Consider the following 18,715-nt stretch of genomic DNA (forward strand, 5'->3'; position numbering starts at 1 on the left):
ATTTCTTTGACCGATAGCTTACTGATAACTTCAGAGTTTATGAAAAAATTAAAGGAAGAACTAGTAAAAGTGCCTGAATTTATATCTTCTGATAGCAATTACATTCACCTTTCACAAGTAGATTTTATCTGTGAAGATACTATAAAAAATACTGATGAGCTCCCCTTAGAAGATCCTTTGGTAGCTGCATTCAATATTATCATAACTGTCTCGAACAATAACTTTGTAGACCACGTAGAACTAGGTATAAATGAGCTTTTAAAAAGCTATGTAGAATACATAGACGCAGATAACCAAGAAAAAATCAGTAAGATGTACAGCTATAGGATTTACTTAATCTTTATCTGGTGTATAAATAGCTCTTTTATTTATACTGCCCATATCTGGAGTTATATAATTGAAACAGTTACACCTGTTTCTCATTATTTATTAGACCAGGAATATTATAATGGCTGCAAAATCTTTTGGAAACAGTTAGGGCGTCTAGGTAGGGGCGCATCTCACAGTGGGCTAAGCACGCACAGACTGCAAAGATTATTGCGCAGCCTAGAGGTAAAAGCTGAAGATATAGCTTGGATAGAAGGCTCCCGACTTTGTAAGCAGTTACGCCATGAACTTGAAATAACATAAGGGGAATTGATATGTTTAATTTTGATAAATACCTGCCAGTTTTATTGGCTATAAATAGTGGAATACTCACTCTCTTAGGTTTTGTTGGAATCTTTATTTCCCTGATTGTCCAGAGAAGAGTAGAACGACTACAGGATATCTTAGAAGAATTTATGGATTTATCCTATCACAAAGATATTAACTTAACAGGCAAAATGTTTAAACTTCTACAAAAATATCAGATGCAGTATATGCTACCTGATAAGCCTAGCCAAACCATATTAAACTATACAAACTTTACTATAGCCATCGTCATAACCAATTGGTCAGCCATGCTAATATCAGCTTTTGAGCCCCCTTGGAGGCCTGAGTCTTTTATTTATTTATTGCCCATTATAGGTGCCCTTATATTGTTAATCTTCTTCCGCCAGTTGCTGAAATATGCCATAAATCCAGTTCGCAACCAACTGTTGCAAACTATTATACCTCCTCCCACAAAGTTGAGAAGCTTGTCCTTCCTATCAAGCTATATAAATGTATCAGTTTCATCCATATTAGCTCAAGCGCGCCTCTCACTAGTAGTAAGACTGAGACCACCTGAGAAAATAGAAACAGCTACTTGTCCAGCTTCACTTGTGCTCAAAGAGGAGCTCTCCTTTGATGACTTCTTTTATTATGTAGAATTATACGAACGAGACAGCAAAGACTTGCTATTTATTGGCTTTGGAGAGGTAGTTATAGATTTCAAAGAAGACCCCATAACCAACAAACCTATTCCCATAAGGCGAAATGTTAATATCCCCATGGGAAATATGGTGTTAAAAAGAGATATAAAGTACCTAGATGCTACCTTACTGTTGTTTTCTCGCAGTGAAAAGCATCCCTTAGAATACACGTTTTATTTAAAAAGAGCTGGCAAAGTACTCTCGCCGGAGTACGAACCAGAGGTCACAACCGCCACCACTATAACTTATAGATTTTCGAATAACGAAATCGAAATTATCGATTGTCACCACCCCTCTGAGTGGCTAGAAAAGCTTTCTACTAACTTTAAGTTTCAATCTAAGAAGTGGTATTTAACTGGTAAGCATTTTGAGAAGTATTCAGTGAACTCCTTGGCCCAATGCGAGGATCAAGTATTTATAAAATAGCTTACATCTGCAAAGTGGTAAATAACATAATTGTCATTATTCCATTCCAGACGGCGTGGGCTATAATGGGAGTCACAATTGACCCTGTTTTTTCGTAAAGCCACGCCAACCCTATCCCCCCAACTGCTAAAGGGATAGCTCTTATTAAATCAAAATGCAATGAAGCAAATAGGATCCCACTTACAATCATGGCAACAGGTAAACTCCACATCCTCCTGAAAACTGGATAAACAAATCCTCTAAAAAAGACTTCTTCTCCAATAGGAGCTAATACCACTGCCATAATAAACGGTATTATCAGCCCACCTGTACTATCAATCTCAAACAATAACTCCGCAAAAGGCTGAGGTTCTGCTTCCACTGCAAAAAAATGACTGATTAATGCTCCAGTTCCCATGACAAGCGCTAATAACGTAATACCACCAGTAACTCCCCAAATGATATTTGAACCAAAGTTAGACAAATTAATTCCTAAATCAGACAACCTACCTCCATAAATCCAAACAGCAAACACAATGCTGAGTCCTACGAAAAGCGTTGTCTGAATAACGCTGGCTATAAAGAAGTAGGTAATATAATCATCTGGAATTACTGGCAAAATCCTAACTATTAAACTCTGTAACGGCTCACCAAAAAAGGCTCCATAAGATAACCCAAATACATTGATAATAACCAATATAATAAAAATATCCTTTAAGTTCCACTGGGGGTTTTTAATGCTTAAACTATTCAATCCTAATCACTCCTATAAGATTTAACACCATCTAATTATAACTTTATGATCTAAAAAAAACAATATACCGCCACTTGGTGCAAAAGCACAAATAAAATTTATGCATTCTACCAATAATAACTATAGTATCTATTTTACTTTCAGCTTTTACATTAGGAGGTTACAAAATGGAAATTTTCGGTCTACCTATTGTATTGCTCGCTTTAATTCTTGGAGCAATTGCAGTTGTTTTGTTTATTGGCAGGGGTTCATTAATACCTAAAGGTTTGCGGAAACCTAAATCCGATCCAGTTCAAGATGAAGAAACTAAGCTTGACGATCATAGCAGTCATCCCACTGATATAGATGAGTACTCTAAGTCTGATCATATCAACCGCTCTACTGATAAGGGCAAGATTTCCAAGTATGGAATCAATGAATTTAGTAGTGAGCTAAGTGAGTTCAGTGAGCTTCTAAAAACTACTGGCAAATCTCATAACCAGTTATCAGAGATCCATTTAATGCTTAAAAATCCCCAATCTATATTTGCCTATTGGAAATGGGGACCTAATGAAGTGGAAAACTTTGAAAAACATTGGGGCTTAGCCTCTTGGAGATCATCTAAACTACTTTTGAGAATGTTAGCAGATAACCGTGACCCATATGATATTTTTGTAGATGATAATAATACTTGCGATTGGTATTTAGATGCGTCACCTTTTCAGGGCGAAATAATAACCGCCTATTTAATGAAACTAACTCCCTCCGGTGATTTTATACAAATGGCAGTTTCCAATAGTATAGCTGTACCCAGTAGTACAGGAACCTTTGCTGAAGGGTGGGAACCAGTTTCAGAAGTTTGGAAGCATGTAGAAGAAAAATGTGAAAGTTCTGAAGTGCATACGGAAAGGATGAAATCATGAGTAAAGGATACCATTTGTTAGTTCTTCACGCTCATTTACCCTATATAAAACACATAGAGTCAATGGATGTACTTGAAGAACGATGGTTATATGAGGCAATAACTGAAACTTACATACCACTAATTCGACTATTGAATAAACAAGTTTCTGATAACATAGAAGGTTCAATAACTATTTCAATCAGCCCTACACTAATTTCTATGCTTACAGATAAGTTGCTACAAGAGCGATATTTATTTTCCATAGTTAATAGCCAGGAATTAGCACATAAGGAACTAAAGCGAAATAAAGATGACCCCGCTTACTATAACTTAGCTGCTTTTTATCTGGAGTTGCTTCATCATGCAGAGGCTACATTTAAACAATATGATAATAATTTGATAACCGCTTTTAAATATTTAGCTGACAAGGGAAAAATCGAGCTCATAACTACTTGCGCTACCCATGGATTTTTGCCCTTATATCAAGAGTACCCCCAAAGTGTAAAAGCACAGGTTCAGGGTGCTCTTGACCTCTATCAGTCTCAATTGGGAAGACTACCACGGGGAATGTGGCTTCCAGAGTGTGGCTATTATCCTGGTCTAGATGCTATGCTCACCGAATGTGGATTAGATTACACTTTTGTGGAAAGTCATGGTTTGTTAAATGCAACCCCACAGCCTAAGTACGCCTCTTTCGCACCTGTAGCCACTAGCAGCGGCCTTTGTGTTTTTGCACGAGATTCTCAATCCTCAAAGCAGGTATGGAGTGCCGAAGAAGGTTATCCTGGCGACCCTGATTACCGAGAATTTTATCGGGATATTGGGTATGAGTTGCCTTTAAAATATCTAGCAAACTGCCTCCCAGGAGGGGACGTGAGAACTCAAACTGGGTTTAAATACTATCGCATTACAGGAAAAACAGAGGCGAAAAAACCATACAAGCCAGAATGGGGCAAGTCAAAAGCTGATATGCACGCTCAACACTACATGGAACAACGGGTTAAGCAAATAGAAGATTTGAGTCGCAATATGCAATTGCCACCAGTCATCCTGTCACCTTTCGATGCCGAGCTCTTTGGGCACTGGTGGTTTGAGGGACCAGTCTGGCTGGATTACTATATGCGAAAAGTTGCAAGTGACCAAAGCAGTTATGAACTGATTACCCCCTCTAACTATTTGGATAAAAACCTAACTTTACAGCAAGCTGACCCAGCCAGTTCTAGTTGGGGTGCTAATGGTTATGCCGATGTTTGGTTAGATGATTCTAATAAGTGGATTTATCCTTTAGTCCACAGCGCCGTGCAGGATATGGTCGAACTGGCCAGATATTTTCAGACACCTTCACCTATAGAAACAAGAGCGCTTCAGCAGGCAGCTAGAGAGGTGCTGCTGGCCCAAAGTAGTGATTGGCCCTTTATCATAAAAACAAATACAGTAACGCCCTATGCAGAAAAACGAGTTAAAGAACACCTTGAGCATTTTGAAGCTTTAAAAAAGGGACTATGGGAAAAGAGCATAGATGAAGATTATCTGTCCAGGCTTGAAATTATGAACAGTATCTGTCCAAATATAAATTACACTCTCTTTAGATAAAAAAGAAAGCCTCTATTAATGGATATTAGTTTATCCATTAATAGAGGCTTATATAAATTTACTTTAATTTGTTAATAATGGCTTCAGCCATTTCGTCAGTAGATGCAGTCCCCTTTAGGTCTGGAGTTACATCCTTCCCTTCAGCTAAAACCGCTTCCACAGCTGTTTGAATATTGTCAGCCTTTTCATGCTCATCTAGGTGTCTTAACATCATTACCCCAGAGAGTATTGTAGAAAGGGGATTTGATATGTTTTGCCCAGCAATATCAGGAGCACTTCCGTGAACAGGCTCAAAGACCGCTACATCCTTACCAATATTAGCTCCTGGTGCCATACCCATGCCTCCTACTAAACCTGCACATAAATCTGATACAATATCGCCGTAAAGGTTAGGTAATACCATCACATCATAATTTTCAGGATACTGAACTAAGCGCATGCACATAGCGTCTACAATAGAATCATCAAACTCAATATCAGGGTACTCAGTTGCTACTTGACGGCAGCACTCTAAAAATAGACCGTCACTGCACTTCATAATGTTGGCCTTGTGCACTGCTGTAACCTTTTTTCTGCCTTGCTTACGGGCTAATTCAAAGGCATAACGGACAACTCTAGTTGAGCCCTCTCTGGTAATAATCTTAATACTTTCAGCTGCATCCTTCCCTACCATGTGTTCCACACCTGCATACAAATCTTCAGTGTTTTCACGGACTATAATCAAGTCAATATTTTCGAACTTGTTTTCAACACCCGCAAATGTCTTAGTAGGGCGCACATTAGCATATAGGTCAAATTCTTTTCTCAGTGCTACGTTCACGCTGCGAAAACCGCTACCCACTGGTGTGGTCAATGGTCCTTTTAGGGCTATCTTGTTATTTCTAATGGATTCCAGTACCGCTTCAGGTAATGGTGTTCCTGCCTCTTCTATCACACCAGCGCCAGCATTTACTATATCCCATTCTACATTTACCCCCGCTGCTTCAATCACCTTTACTGCGGCATTTGTAACTTCTGGTCCTATCCCATCACCAGGGATTAGCGTTATCTTATACTGCATAATTATTCACCTCATCCTTAAACTTTTTCTTTTAAGAAACCTCCCCTTCAAATAAGCAGATACTTACTTGAGGAGAGGTTTCAGTTATAAGAAATTTCTATACTGCTAGAGCTTTTTCCTTCTGTATTAAAATGTATATTGTATTCTTTTACAATACAATGTTTATTTATAACCGGTCTTTAATCAATTTGTTTACCATACCTGGGTTTGCCTTACCCTTTGTCTCTTTCATAACTTGTCCAACCAAAAATCCAATAGCCTTCTCTTTTCCACTGCGATAGTCTTCAACTGATTTAGGGTTAGCTTCTATTACCTTGTCTACTATAGCAGCAATTGCACCTTCATCAGTTATCTGTACTAGCCCTTTTTCTTCAACTATTGTCTTTGGGCCCTTTCCTGTTTCAAACATTTCGGCAAATACTTTTTTAGCAATCTTACCGCTAATAGTATTCTCATCAATTAGTTTAACCAATTGGGCAAGTTGAGTAGCTTCAATTTTGCAATCAGCTATTTCCATGTTCTCAGCATTTAATGATCCCAATAAATCTCCCATTATCCAATTGCTAATCAGCTTGGGATTATGGTGTTCTTTCACGCATTGGTCAAAGAAGTCCGCCAAGTCCTTAGAGCTAGTTATTACCTGAGCATCGTATTCAGGTAGCTCCAGTTCTTGAACTAGCCTTTTTTTCCTCTGATCAGGAAGCTCCGGCAGATTTTCTTTAATCTGGATTATCCAGCTTTTTTCGATAACTACTGGTACTAAATCTGGTTCAGGGAAATATCTGTAATCATGAGCTTCTTCTTTACTGCGCATGGATACAGTAACTCCTTTAGCTTCATCCCAAGATCTAGTCTCTTGTACTACTTTTTCTCCCTCATCAAGAACATCTTCTTGGCGCTCAATTTCATATTCTAGAGCTTTTAGCAGCGCTTTAAAGGAGTTCATATTTTTTATCTCAGTTTTCGTTCCCAGCTTAGTCTCACCTTTTGGTCTTAAAGAAATATTGGCATCACAGCGCAGTGAGCCCTCTTCCATTTTGCAGTCAGATACTTGGGTGTATTCCAGTATTGCCTTTACTTTTTCCAGATAAGCTCTTGCCTCTTCAGGTGAGCGCATATCTGGCTCCGATACTATCTCTATAAGGGGTACCCCTCCCCGATTATAGTCAACTAAGGATCCCTCTGAGGCAGTAATTAATTCACTACCTTGATGACTTAGCTTGCCTGCATCTTCTTCCATATGCACTCGATTAACTCTTATTATCTTTTCTTCCCCATCTACTTCAATCTTCACTTCTCCATTCAGAGCGATAGGTAAATCAAGCTGCGATGTCTGAAAGTTTTTTGGCACGTCTGGATAAAAATAATTCTTGCGGTCAAATTTATTAAATTCAGCAATATTACAATTTAGAGCTAATCCTGCTCGCGTTGCCAGTTCCACAACCTCTTTATTTAAAACAGGTAAAGTTCCAGGCATACCCAAACAGATAGGACATACATTTTCATTTTGGTCACTATTAAAATTATTAGCACAGCCGCAGAAAATCTTGGTATTAGTTTTCAGTTCTGCGTGAATTTCAAGTCCTATTACAACTTCGTATTCAGTAGTCATTATCCAATCACCTCCAATGAAGGCTTTTGCGTGTGGTAATCAGTATTCTGTTCAAATGTATAAGCCACTCTCAACAAATCTGCTTCACCAAAGGCTCTTCCCATTAGCTGTAATCCCACAGGTAACCCCTCAGAAAATCCGCAAGGAATTGAGATGCTGGGAATCCCTGCAAGGTTAGCTGTATTTGTGCATACATCAGACAAGTACATGGAAGCAGGCTTATCCATTTTCTCACCAATATTAAATGCTGTAGTAGGAGACGTTGGCGTCAATATTACGTCATACTTTTCCAGTGCCTTTTCAATGTCTTGTTTAATTAATGTTCTAACCTTCATTGCCTTAAGGTAATAGGCATCGTAGTAGCCTGAACTGAGGGCATATGTACCCAGTACTATTCTTCTTTTAACTTCCGCACCAAAACCCTGACTGCGCGTTTTGCTATACATTTCAATAAGATTTTCCGCTTCAGCAGCTCTAAAACCGTATTTCACACCATCAAATCGAGCAAGATTTGAACTAGCTTCAGCGGTTGCAATAATATAATAGGCAGGTAGCGCATATTCAGTATGAGGTAGAGATATCTCCTCCACTTCTGCTCCTAGTTCCTGATATTTTGCAATCGCTCCCTCTATAGCAGTTCTAACCCCTGGGTCTATTCCCTCTCCCAAGAACTCTTTGGGCACACCTATCTTTAAGCCCTTTACGTCGTTCACAAGAGCTTTCGTGTAATCAGGTACTTCCACATTTACAGAAGTACTATCCATTTGATCATAGCCAGAAATAGCATTTAAAACTAATGCACTATCTGTTACGTCCTTTGTTATAGGTCCCACCTGATCAAGAGAAGAGGCAAAGGCTACTACACCGTATCTGGATACCCTTCCATATGTAGGCTTAAGACCTACCACTCCACAGTAAGCAGCTGGCTGTCTAATAGATCCTCCTGTATCAGAGCCCAAAGCAAATACTGTCTGATCTGCAGAAACTGCTGCTGCTGCTCCTCCACTAGAGCCGCCAGGAACTTTCTCAAAATTCCAAGGGTTTTTAGTAGTAGCAAAATAGGAGCTTTCCGTAGAAGACCCCATGGCGAATTCATCCATATTTAGCTTCCCTGTTCTTACAACATGAGAATCGTCCAGTTTTTCAGTTACAGTTGCGCTATAAGGTGGTACAAACTGTTCTAGCATCTTTGAAGAGCAGGTTGTCCGCTCCCCTTTTGCACAAATATTATCCTTGAGAGCAGCTGGTACTCCAGCTAAAGGTGGCAAGGATTCTCCATTGGCTATCTTTTTATCTACCTCTTTAGCTTGAGCAAGCGCTTTCTCCTTGTCTGTATAAACAAATGCTTTTACTTGTCCTTCAACTGCTTCAATGCGATTGAAGACAGCTTCTGTTAGTTCTTCAGCCTTTACTTCTTTTTGCTGCAGCAGTCTTTGCATTTGAGCTGCTGTAAGCTTATGTAGTTCCACTGTTTTAATACCTCCTCTACCCTAGTCAATCTATCCTATTTTTGGTACCTTGAAAAAGCCGTTTTCACTGTCAGGAGCATTTCTAAATGCTTCATCTTGGTCTAAGCTATCTTTAACAACGTCATCCCTAAGAACGTTCTTCAAGGGTAGCACATGAGCTGTAGGCTCCACATTGCTAGTGTCAAGCTCCTCTAGTTTCTGTACATAGCCCAGTATATCGTTAAGTTGCGTTGTATACTTTTCCAGTTCCGTTTCCGTTAGCTCTAGTCTTGATAAAATAGCTACATGCTCTACATCTTTTTTGGAAATACCCATGTTATTCACTCCTTTTTTCTCTCAAATCTTTAAAACCTATATATCTTAACTATTATAACAAAAAATAGGGCCAATTGCCAATAAATTACCCTATTCTTCTTTGTTCTCTTCTCTTTTTCTAAGTTTCGGAATAAACCTTTTTATTATTGACACCGTACCTGCAAGAGCCCAATTTACTTTATTCTCTTCTTCCCTGTCATTATCTTGCGTATCTTGTGCATCCTGCTTATCTTGTTTATCTCCAACTTTATCTCCCTCTTCTCCCTTTGCCTGATTATCAAAAATTTCCTTTTCGTTTACGGTAAAAGCAGCTAGAGCAAGAGATAACGCTACCATAGCAGCACCGGAACCGAACATAAACATGCGGCTCACCTCTAACATAGAACTAAATGCCGGCGGACCTGCAGCAACTCCAAAAAAACGTACACTACCATAGAGAGCAGTAATGCCCCCTCTTTCTTCTAGAGGAGCTGAACTTGTGATCAATGTGTTTACCGCCGGCAATACTAGTCCAGCTCCCACACCGTTAAAGAAGAGACCTGCAAAAAATACAATGTCATTCTTAATAACCGTTATCATTGCTAGGGCAATCACTGACATTGCTAGCCCTAAAACTATTGATTCTTTCATTTTTTTCATGTGATTTTGCAAGTATCTCCCCGATAAAAATGCTGTGGCAGACATAGCAAGCACTGGTCCTGCTAAAGCAAATCCCTTGACTACTCCCGTTAATCCATATTCATTTTCAAGTGCATCTGATAAAAATGACAATACTCCAAATAAAACTAGTAGTACCACACTACCCGCAGCATAGCATCCCAGCAATGTTTTTCCCTTTTGCTTAAAAATTGTAGTAATATTGCCCACGTATTTTTTAAAAGTCCTGTCCTTAGTCTCCAATGGAGGTTCTTTAATAGCTAACCACACGCCAATAGCGATGGGGATTGCAAGTAGGGCATATACATAAAATAATGCATACCAGATTATAAGTCCAATCAGAGCTCCTACTATGGGGCTAATCACCTTGCCAATACCGTTTGCAGCTTCTATAATACCTAGTGCCTGGCTCCGCTCACTGCCCTTAAAGATATCACCTACTAAAGCCATAGCAATGGGCCCTGTCCCACCTGCACCTATTCCTTGTATTACTCGACCCGCTAGAAGCACATTATATGGGTTCTCCATCAGTAATGGTGCCAAACCAGAAACTGTCCCGCCAATAGCATATAAAATCAATGCAGGTACAATTACTTTTTTACGACCGATTTTATCTGAAACAAACCCTAGTATGGGAATAGTCAGCCCTGCCGGAATGGAAAAAAGGGTTATGGTCAATCCTACCTGTAATTGAGTTATACCTAAATCAGACTGCATTTGAGGAAAAACTGGTATTAACATAGAGTTTCCCAAAACCATGATAAATGGTACTCCACAAAGCGCAGCTAACTTTATCAGTGATCCTTTTTGCATAATTCCGCTCTCCTTTTTTTAGTATCAGTAACTTTTATATTATTCTGCACTTTGCCCTGTAATATTCTGCAAAAAAAAACTGAGTAGCTAAATTTCTACTCAGTAATTTTTAACAATTCTTCTTCATTTATAATTGTAATTCCTAGCTCCTGGGCTTTTGTCAATTTAGAACCGGCCTTGGCACCTGCCACTAGATAATCTGTATTTTTTGAAACACTAGAGCTTACCTTTCCACCTGCACTTTCAATCAGTTCCTGAGCCTCTGTGCGACTCAAGTTTGGCAATGTCCCTGTAACTACTAGCACTTTTCCTACTAGCTTTCCTTCCAGTTGTTCTTGCTTCTCATCTTCCTCAAGCCTTACTCCTGCATTTTGCAGGGATTTAAGCACCTCTATATTCTTGCTGTCTGCAAAAAATCTAACTATGCTTTCTGCCATTTTGGGCCCTACTTCAGAAACTGCTTCCAATTCTTCAACAGTGGCCTTGCCAAGTGCATCAATGGAGTTAAAGTGGCGGGCTAAAATTTTTGCCGCACCTGCCCCCACATGTCTTATTCCAAGTCCAAACAAAAGTCTATCTAAACCGGCTTGTTTACTCTTTTCAATAGCGTTCAGGAGATTCTGCGCTGACTTTTCACCCATTCGCTCTAATTGAACTAATTGATCAAAGTTTAAATAATAAAGGTCTGCAACATTTTCTATAAGCTTTTCTTCGATTAGCTGACTAACTACCGCTGGCCCCAAGCCTTCTATATCCATTGCATTTCGCGAGACAAAGTGAGTTATTCCCTCTCTCAGCTGAGCAGGACAAACCATGCCTGTACACCTAGCAGCAGCCTCTCCCTCTATTCGAACTACATTAGACCCACAGTCGGGGCAGGTTTTGGGCATCTCAAATGCAACCTCTTCACCAGTCCTCTTGTCTTTAAGTACTTTAACTACTTCGGGAATTATGTCCCCAGCTTTTTGTACTAAAACCCAGTCCCCTATGTGAATATCCTTGTCTTCAATAAAGTCAATATTGTGCAAGGTTGCTCTGCTAACCGTAGTACCTGCCAACTTCACTGGCTGTAACACTGCAGTAGGTGTGAGTACCCCGGTTCTACCCACTCGCACAAATATATCTTCTATCTTGCTTTCCCCCTGGTCAGCAGGAAACTTGTATGCCACAGACCAGCGCGGGCTTTTAGCTGTAGCTCCTAACTTATATTGCTGCTCCAGGGAATTAACTTTAATCACCATTCCGTCAACTTCATAGGGCAGAGTATGCCGCTTCTCAACCCACTGCTGACAATACTCGTCTACATTGCCTATATCTTCTGTCACTAGCCTTTCTCTATTTACAGGTAGACCTAATCGAGATAATTGATCTAAGCTCTTACTGTGAGAAGTAAAATCCATCCCCTCTTGGTATAGTACTACGTAAACATATATGAGCAACTGTCTACTAGCAGCTATCTTTGGGTCTAATTGCCTCAATGACCCGGCAGCAGCATTTCTAGGATTAGCAAATAGAGGCTCTCCCTTCTCTGCACGAATTTTGTTCAGATTTTCAAAGCCCCCCTTAGGCATATAAGCCTCGCCCCTAACCTGAAGCATAGGTATGTCTTCCCGCAATACCAAGGGTAAATTAGCTATAGTTTTTAGGTTAGCTGTAATATCCTCACCTATATTACCATCGCCCCGAGTAGCACCTCTGATAAACCTGCCATTCTCATAGGTTAAAGCTATAGAAAGCCCATCTATTTTGGGCTCTACTACATACTCTGTATCTTCACCAACTGCCTGAGTTACACGGCGGTGCCAATCAAGTAAGTCTTCAGTGCCAAAGGCGTTTGCTAAGCTCAATAGCGGAACACGATGTTCTACTGTAGAAAATTCCGGTAAGGGTTCCCCTCCAACTCGCTTTGTAGGCGAATCATCTGTAGCAAGCTGGGGAAATTCTTCCTCTAGATTTATCAGTTTCTGCATCAAATTATCGTATTCTCTATCAGAAATTTTAGGGTTATCCAATACATAATAATTATAATCATGATCCCTAATTTCATCTCTAAGCTGCTTTATCACAACCTTAGCCTTTTCTATCTCCACTTGTACTACCTCCTCAGACACTCAATTTTTTCAAAGGAGCGTACTTGGCCAATAAGGATTTAATTCCCACATCGGGAAAGGCCACGCTGATTTCTGCGTCACCGCCTTCACCTTTCACGCTGACTATTACCCCACGTCCCCATTTCCCGTGCTCTACTTTATCACCGATGTTAAATAGTGGCTCTTCATTAGAACCAAAAGCAGCCTGACTAACTTTAATGTCCCTATTGGTAGGACTACTATTTCTATTAGCACTGGTGCTTTCTGCAAAAAGTTCTTTAGGTATTTCCTGCAAGAACTGTGAGGGAAGGTAATTATTCTGCCTTCCGTAAAGCATCCGAGTCTGAGCGTGGGTTAAACAAATCTTCTCCTCTGCTCTAGTAATACCCACGTAACATAACCTGCGCTCCTCTTCTAATTCTGCACTATCGTCCATGGATCGGGAATGGGGGAAAATACCCTCTTCCATTCCCACTAGAAACACCATAGGAAACTCCAGTCCTTTAGCAGTGTGAAGTGTCATTAACGAAACGTAGTCATCCAGTTCCACATCCTGATCCATATCTGTAAATAAGGACATCTGTGCCAAAAAGTCCTCTAGACTTCCTTCCTTATTGTGCTTATCGTAATCCGTTGTTACTGAGAGGAATTCTTTCAGATTCTCAAGTCTAGTTTGCGCTTGAGGGTCCTTGCTATCTTTGAGCTCTGCTAAATATCCCGTAACGCCCATAACTTCTTCTGCTAAATCAGTTACAGATAGTTCTTTCCGTTTAGCTTTAAAACTATCCACCATATCTCTAAAGGCGCCCATGCCATTTTTTGCTCTGGCAGATAGAGTAGGTATTTGCTCTACTTGCTCAAAAGCCTGTCCAACTGTAATGCCTTCCACTAAAGCGAATTCCTCTAGCTTGGCAAAACTGGCATCTCCAATCCCTCGCTTGGGAACATTTATAATCCGCTCTAAAGCTATTGTATCAGCAGGATTTGCTATTAGCTTTAGGTAGGCCATAATATCCTTTATTTCTTTGCGCTGATAAAAACCCAGTCCACCAAATATTCGATAGGGCACTCCCAGTTTCCGTAACCAGTCCTCAAAAACCCTTGATTGACCGTTAGTTCTATAAAGTATAGCAAAATCAGTATAAGGCTTATTCTCAAGCTGATGTATCCTCTGAATATTTTGCACCACAAATCTAGCCTCTTCGTGTTCATCAAATACCTCTTTATAAATTATCTTGTCCCCTGCTTCTTTAGCAGTCCATAATTTTTTTACTTTTCTGCCCACATTGTTTGTAACCACAGCATTAGCAGCTTCAAGGATGTTGCCTACAGACCTGTAGTTTTCCTCTAATTTAATAACTTTCGCATCGGGGTAGTCCTCTTCAAAGTCCACAATATTCTTGATATCGGCCCCTCGAAATTTATAAATGGACTGATCGTCATCGCCCACCACACATAAATTTTTATGCCCTTGAGCCAATAAATTGATAAGCTGATATTGAGCATGATTAGTATCCTGATACTCATCTACCATAATGTATTTAAACTTATTTTGATAGTAGCTCAAAACTTGAGGCTCTTGTTTTAATAGTTTCACTGTCAGCATAATCAAATCATCAAAATCTACAGCATTATTCTCTTTTAGTTTCCTTTGATACAACGGATACACCTGAGCGGCAATTTCTTCAAAGTAGTCTTCTGCCATCACAGAAAACTTGTCCGGCTCCAACAATTTGTTCTTCGCATTGCTGATAGCTGCTCCAACTGCCCTAGGAGGAAACTTCTTATCATCAATATTTAGTTCTTTTAAGCAGTTTTTCAACAGCGTTTGTTGGTCACTAGAATCATAAATTACATAATTGCTATTATATCCTAGCTTGTCAATTTCACGTCTTAATATGCGGACGCAACACGAGTGAAATGTACTGACCCACATGTGGTTAACATCAAGTCCTACTAACTCCTCCACTCTCTCTCGCATTTCTGCCGCTGCCTTATTAGTAAATGTAATCGCCAAAATTTGGCTAGGCCAAACATCCTTTTCCTGTATCAAGTAGGCAATTCGATGAGTTAAAACCCTAGTTTTACCACTACCTGCTCCTGCTAAGATTAAAACTGGTCCTTCTGTATTCACAACGCCCTCTCTCTGGGGTGGATTTAATTTGTCTAGTTGCTCCATTTTCTCACTCCTTCATACTAATCAACATAATTATAGCATACCGCTATAGTTATTAAAACGCAAAAAGCTAGCACCTGCACTGAGAGTGGCAGCTACTAGCCTAACTATATCTATTGAATTTACTATTTTCTCTTTTCTAATTCTCTAGCTATATGCTCAGGACTTAGCCCTTTTGCCGATAGTAATACTAATAAATGATATACTAGATCAGAAGCCTCATAAATAAGCTCTTCTTTATCCTCATTCTTTGCTGCAATAATAACTTCTGCAGCTTCTTCTCCTACTTTTTTCAAAATCTTGTCTAATCCTTTGTTAAATAGATAGGTAGTATAAGAGCCTTCGGGCATCTTTTCTTTCCTATCTTCTATAATTGCAAATACATCACCCACTACTTCTGCCAGATTACATCCTTGAACATCATCATCTGCTCCTGTTTCTTCTGTTTCAAAACAAGTCTTAGTACCCAAATGGCAAGCTACTCCTTGTTGATTTACAAAGACCAACAGTGTATCTGCATCACAGTCATATGCAATTTTTTCTATATATTGATAGTTGCCAGATGTCTCTCCCTTTGTCCAAAGTTTTTCTCTGCTGCGACTATAAAAACAAGTCTTGCCCTCTTCTAGGGATTTAGTAAGAGATTCCTTATTCATATATGCTAACATCAAGACTTCACCAGTGCTCACATCCTGAACAACAGCAGGTATTAAACCGTGCACATTAAAATTAAGTTCCCCTATATTTCCTATGTTTACCTGTCGCAAATTACTCTTCATATGCATCTCTCATTACCACCCCATTTTCTTTAAGGTATTTCTTCGCTTCTTTAATAGTATATTCTCCAAAATGGAAAATTGAAGCTGCTAGAGCCGCATCTGCCATCCCCTCTGTTAAACCTTCTCGAATGTGCTCTAAATTTCCTACCCCACCTGATGCAATCACCGGAATGTTGACACTTTCAGCTACTGCCTTAGTAAGGGGTATATCATAACCATCTTTAGTTCCGTCTCTATCCATACTAGTAAGGAGTATCTCTCCTGCTCCTAACCTTTCAACTTCTTGCACCCATTCTATCACATCTTTACCTGTAGCAGTTTGACCACCACTGATATAGACTTCCCAGCTATCTTCCCCTTCTTTTTTCCTTGCATCCACTGCTATCACAATACACTGACTCCCAAATTTCTCCGCCGCTTCTTTAATCAAATTGGGATTTTTAACTGCAGAAGTATTAAGTGATACTTTATCGGCACCAGCTGTGAGAATTTTCCGTATATCCTCTACCGATCTCAATCCACCACCTACAGTAAATGGTATAAAGACCTGCTCAGCTGTACGCTTAACCACATCTACAATGGTCTCTCTGTTTTCAGAAGATGCTGTAATATCTAAAAATACCAGCTCATCTGCTCCCTCTTTATCATAGAGAGAAGCCAGCTCTACCGGGTCACCAGCATCTCGCAAATTGACAAAGTTAGTTCCCTTTACAACTCGTCCTTTATTGATATCTAAACAAGGAATTATCCTCTTTGCAAGCATTTTACTCAACTCCATCAGCTATTCTAAGTGCTTCCTCTAAATCTATTGCCTCAGTATAAAGGGCTTTCCCCATTACTACCCCTTCAACACCATACTGTTCAAGTTTTTTCAAGTTTACCAAATCCTGTAGATTAGCTACCCCTCCAGAAGCTATCACTTTAATACCCGCTTCTTGGGCTAGTTCTTTAGTGCTTTCCAAATTAGGTCCTTTAAGTGTACCATCTCTCCTGGTATCGGTAAATATAACTCGCTCAATCCCCAATTCTTTCATTTCTATAGCTAACTCCACAGCTGTCTTTTCTACAGTAGCTTCCCAGCCCTCAATGGCCACAAGGCCGTCCTTGCTGTCAATACCCACAACAATTTTTTCTCCGAAGTGGCTACAAGCCTCCTTCACTAGGTTTGGGTTTCCAATTGCTACCGTTCCTAGTATTACTCTGTCAACTCCCGCAGATAATATCTGTTCTATAGTCTCTATTGACCTAATTCCACCGCCCACTTGTACAGGTACACTTACAGCTTTTGTTATTTCCTTTATTATATCTAAATTTTTAGGAAAACCAGCAAAGGCACCATCTAAATCTACTAAGTGGATATACTTAGCTCCCTTGGCCTCCCACGCCTTTGCAACTGCAACAGGATTATCGGAGAAAATCGTTTCTTGCTTCAAATCCCCCTGGATTAATCTCACACACTTACCTGCCCTCAAATCAATTGCTGGTATTATTAACATTCATTCACCAACTCCCCAAAGTTTTTTAAAATTTGCAAGCCTAACGTAGAGCTCTTTTCTGGATGAAATTGAATACCGTATATATTTTTGTAATTTACTATAGATGGAAACTTAATTCCGTAATCAGTAGTCGTGACTATTTTACTTGCTTCTTTTGGATGCACATGATATGAGTGAACAAAATAAAAATTACTCTGATTAGGTATCCCTGCCAGGAGTGGATTGTTGTTTACTATCTCCACCTGATTCCATCCCATATGGGGTATCTTCTTTCCTGCAGGCAACTTTTTTACAGTTCCATTTATAATCCCCAATCCCTGGTACAAACCATTCTCTTCACCTGTAGTAAAGAGCAATTGTAGCCCCAAACAAATTCCCAAAAATGGCTTTTCTTTTGCTATGATGTTTTCAATTGCATCAATCATCCGAGCTTCACGCAAGTTATCCATAGCGTCTGGAAAGGCTCCCACGCCTGGAAGAATTACTCCGTCTGCTCTTTTTACTACTGTTGGATTACTTGTTACAGTTGCTGCATACCCAACCTTACCAATGGCCTTTTCTACACTGCGCAAATTTCCCATTCCATAGTCAATAATTGCTATCACTCATATTCCTCCTAAACTAGCTTAGCGAACCCTTAGTGCTTAAAGTTCCCTCTATTCTGGCATCGTACTCTACAGCTTGTCTAGTAGCTTGTCCTAATGCCTTAAACACTGCTTCGATTATGTGATGACAATTGTCTCCGCTAATTTGTTTTACATGGAGGTTAATTCTAGCACTGTAAGCAAAAGCTTGCAAAAACTCTTTTGTCAATTCAGTGTCAAAGTCCCCGACCTTATCTCGATCCAGAGATAAGTCACAGGCTAAGTAGGGTCTGCCACTTAAGTCTACTGCGCAGATAATCAACGTCTCATCCATAGGTAACATCACTGATCCATAACGCCTAATTCCCTTCTTATCTGCCAAAGCATCACTTAAAGCAATTCCTAGAACAATTCCCACATCTTCAACTGTATGGTGTCCATCAACTTCTAAATCACCTTTACAATTTACCTTTAAGTCCATTAGACTGTGCTTTGCAAAAAGAGTCAGCATATGGTCAAAGAAACCTATCCCTGTCTCTACCTCACTAGTTCCTTTGCCATCCAAAATTAATTCTAAATTTATCTTTGTCTCAAATGTTTCTCTACTTTGCTTACTTATTCTCAGTTTTTCTGTCATCTTCTCCCACCTGCTTTCGTCAATTTTCATCTGAATCCTTTGTTAAGATGAAAGAATA

At 39.7% G+C, this 18,715-nt stretch carries 17 protein-coding genes; 4 read left to right on the forward strand and 13 right to left on the reverse strand.

Going from position 1 to position 18,715, the window contains the following annotated elements; translation table 11 throughout:
- Window positions 1-39 precede the first annotated feature (39 nt).
- Window positions 40-630 carry a hypothetical protein gene (locus GGQ84_RS08120; RefSeq protein WP_429161541.1) on the forward strand — a complete coding sequence of 197 codons (591 nt, stop codon included), beginning with the start codon at window positions 40-42 and terminating at the stop codon, window positions 628-630.
- A gap of 11 nt (window positions 631-641) precedes the next feature.
- Entirely contained in the window at window positions 642-1,760 is a 1,119-nt protein-coding gene (locus GGQ84_RS08125) for a hypothetical protein (protein WP_429161543.1), read from the forward strand.
- 1 nt (window position 1,761) lies between these two features.
- On the opposite strand, the gene GGQ84_RS08130 is transcribed toward GGQ84_RS08125, so the two are convergent.
- Entirely contained in the window at window positions 1,762-2,493 is a 732-nt protein-coding gene (locus GGQ84_RS08130) for a CPBP family intramembrane glutamic endopeptidase (protein ID WP_429161545.1), read from the reverse strand.
- Window positions 2,494-2,660: 167 nt separating this feature from the next.
- Between GGQ84_RS08130 and GGQ84_RS08135 the strand changes: the two genes are divergently transcribed.
- Together GGQ84_RS08135 and GGQ84_RS08140 are read left to right on the forward strand one after the other, a co-directional pair.
- Window positions 2,661-3,395 (forward strand): DUF4912 domain-containing protein, encoded by a 735-nt coding sequence (locus tag GGQ84_RS08135; RefSeq protein WP_429161547.1) that lies wholly within the window; start codon window positions 2,661-2,663, stop codon window positions 3,393-3,395.
- Entirely contained in the window at window positions 3,392-4,969 is a 1,578-nt protein-coding gene (locus GGQ84_RS08140; protein ID WP_429161549.1) for a glycoside hydrolase family 57 protein, read from the forward strand. The genes GGQ84_RS08135 and GGQ84_RS08140 overlap by 4 nt, the downstream gene beginning before the upstream one ends.
- A 58-nt stretch (window positions 4,970-5,027) precedes the next feature.
- On the opposite strand, the gene GGQ84_RS08145 is transcribed toward GGQ84_RS08140, so the two are convergent.
- The 12 genes from GGQ84_RS08145 to hisB form a co-directional block, all read right to left on the reverse strand.
- Window positions 5,028-6,029, reverse strand: a complete 1,002-nt coding sequence (locus tag GGQ84_RS08145) for an isocitrate/isopropylmalate dehydrogenase family protein (protein WP_429161551.1) — start codon at window positions 6,027-6,029, stop codon at window positions 5,028-5,030.
- 166 nt (window positions 6,030-6,195) lie between these two features.
- Window positions 6,196-7,641, reverse strand: a complete 1,446-nt coding sequence (gatB, locus tag GGQ84_RS08150; RefSeq protein ID WP_429161553.1) for an Asp-tRNA(Asn)/Glu-tRNA(Gln) amidotransferase subunit GatB — start codon at window positions 7,639-7,641, stop codon at window positions 6,196-6,198.
- Window positions 7,641-9,110 (reverse strand): Asp-tRNA(Asn)/Glu-tRNA(Gln) amidotransferase subunit GatA, encoded by a 1,470-nt coding sequence (gene gatA, locus GGQ84_RS08155; RefSeq protein WP_429161555.1) that lies wholly within the window; start codon window positions 9,108-9,110, stop codon window positions 7,641-7,643. Before gatA ends, gatB begins: the two co-directional genes overlap by 1 nt.
- 30 nt (window positions 9,111-9,140) lie before the next feature.
- Window positions 9,141-9,425 carry an Asp-tRNA(Asn)/Glu-tRNA(Gln) amidotransferase subunit GatC gene (gene gatC, locus GGQ84_RS08160; protein ID WP_429161557.1) on the reverse strand — a complete coding sequence of 95 codons (285 nt, stop codon included), beginning with the start codon at window positions 9,423-9,425 and terminating at the stop codon, window positions 9,141-9,143.
- Between the two features lie 90 nt (window positions 9,426-9,515).
- On the reverse strand, window positions 9,516-10,895 hold the full coding sequence (locus GGQ84_RS08165) for an MFS transporter (RefSeq protein ID WP_429161559.1): 1,380 nt from the start codon (window positions 10,893-10,895) through the stop codon (window positions 9,516-9,518).
- A 95-nt stretch (window positions 10,896-10,990) separates the two neighbouring features.
- Window positions 10,991-12,985, reverse strand: a complete 1,995-nt coding sequence (gene ligA / locus GGQ84_RS08170) for an NAD-dependent DNA ligase LigA (RefSeq protein WP_429161561.1) — start codon at window positions 12,983-12,985, stop codon at window positions 10,991-10,993.
- Window positions 12,986-12,998: 13 nt separating this feature from the next.
- Entirely contained in the window at window positions 12,999-15,164 is a 2,166-nt protein-coding gene (gene pcrA, locus GGQ84_RS08175; protein WP_429161563.1) for a DNA helicase PcrA, read from the reverse strand.
- Window positions 15,165-15,286: 122 nt separating this feature from the next.
- Window positions 15,287-15,940 (reverse strand): bifunctional phosphoribosyl-AMP cyclohydrolase/phosphoribosyl-ATP diphosphatase HisIE, encoded by a 654-nt coding sequence (gene hisIE / locus GGQ84_RS08180; protein WP_429161600.1) that lies wholly within the window; start codon window positions 15,938-15,940, stop codon window positions 15,287-15,289.
- Window positions 15,930-16,703: an imidazole glycerol phosphate synthase subunit HisF gene (hisF, locus tag GGQ84_RS08185; RefSeq protein WP_429161565.1), complete on the reverse strand. Its 774-nt coding sequence runs from the start codon at window positions 16,701-16,703 to the stop codon at window positions 15,930-15,932. The genes hisIE and hisF overlap by 11 nt, the downstream gene beginning before the upstream one ends.
- A 1-nt stretch (window position 16,704) precedes the next feature.
- A complete protein-coding gene (hisA, locus tag GGQ84_RS08190) occupies window positions 16,705-17,436 on the reverse strand; it encodes a 1-(5-phosphoribosyl)-5-[(5-phosphoribosylamino)methylideneamino]imidazole-4-carboxamide isomerase (protein ID WP_429161567.1) in 732 nt (243 codons plus the stop codon).
- Window positions 17,430-18,041: an imidazole glycerol phosphate synthase subunit HisH gene (hisH, locus tag GGQ84_RS08195; protein WP_429161569.1), complete on the reverse strand. Its 612-nt coding sequence runs from the start codon at window positions 18,039-18,041 to the stop codon at window positions 17,430-17,432. Before hisH ends, hisA begins: the two co-directional genes overlap by 7 nt.
- 16 nt (window positions 18,042-18,057) lie before the next feature.
- Entirely contained in the window at window positions 18,058-18,687 is a 630-nt protein-coding gene (gene hisB, locus GGQ84_RS08200) for an imidazoleglycerol-phosphate dehydratase HisB (RefSeq protein ID WP_429161571.1), read from the reverse strand.
- Window positions 18,688-18,715 lie beyond the last annotated feature (28 nt).

It is taken from the genome of Desulfitispora alkaliphila (genome assembly GCF_050433185.1).
Classification (GTDB): domain Bacteria; phylum Bacillota; class Desulfitisporia; order Desulfitisporales; family Desulfitisporaceae; genus Desulfitispora; species Desulfitispora alkaliphila.

Excerpts from the sequence above, each read along its gene's own strand:
- GGQ84_RS08120 (WP_429161541.1), top strand. The coding sequence starts at position 40 with ATGAAAAAATTAAAGGAAGAACTAGTAAAAGTGCCTGAATTTATATCT.
- GGQ84_RS08125 (WP_429161543.1), top strand. The coding sequence starts at position 642 with ATGTTTAATTTTGATAAATACCTGCCAGTTTTATTGGCTATAAATAGT.
- GGQ84_RS08135 (WP_429161547.1), top strand. The coding sequence starts at position 2,661 with ATGGAAATTTTCGGTCTACCTATTGTATTGCTCGCTTTAATTCTTGGA.
- GGQ84_RS08140 (WP_429161549.1), top strand. The coding sequence starts at position 3,392 with ATGAGTAAAGGATACCATTTGTTAGTTCTTCACGCTCATTTACCCTAT.
- GGQ84_RS08145 (WP_429161551.1), bottom strand. The coding sequence starts at position 6,029 with ATGCAGTATAAGATAACGCTAATCCCTGGTGATGGGATAGGACCAGAA.
- gatB (WP_429161553.1), bottom strand. The coding sequence starts at position 7,641 with ATGACTACTGAATACGAAGTTGTAATAGGACTTGAAATTCACGCAGAA.
- gatC (WP_429161557.1), bottom strand. The coding sequence starts at position 9,425 with ATGGGTATTTCCAAAAAAGATGTAGAGCATGTAGCTATTTTATCAAGA.
- GGQ84_RS08165 (WP_429161559.1), bottom strand. The coding sequence starts at position 10,895 with ATGCAAAAAGGATCACTGATAAAGTTAGCTGCGCTTTGTGGAGTACCA.
- pcrA (WP_429161563.1), bottom strand. The coding sequence starts at position 15,164 with ATGGAGCAACTAGACAAATTAAATCCACCCCAGAGAGAGGGCGTTGTG.
- hisIE (WP_429161600.1), bottom strand. The coding sequence starts at position 15,940 with ATGAAGAGTAATTTGCGACAGGTAAACATAGGAAATATAGGGGAACTT.
- hisF (WP_429161565.1), bottom strand. The coding sequence starts at position 16,703 with ATGCTTGCAAAGAGGATAATTCCTTGTTTAGATATCAATAAAGGACGA.
- hisA (WP_429161567.1), bottom strand. The coding sequence starts at position 17,436 with ATGTTAATAATACCAGCAATTGATTTGAGGGCAGGTAAGTGTGTGAGA.
- hisB (WP_429161571.1), bottom strand. The coding sequence starts at position 18,687 with ATGAAAATTGACGAAAGCAGGTGGGAGAAGATGACAGAAAAACTGAGA.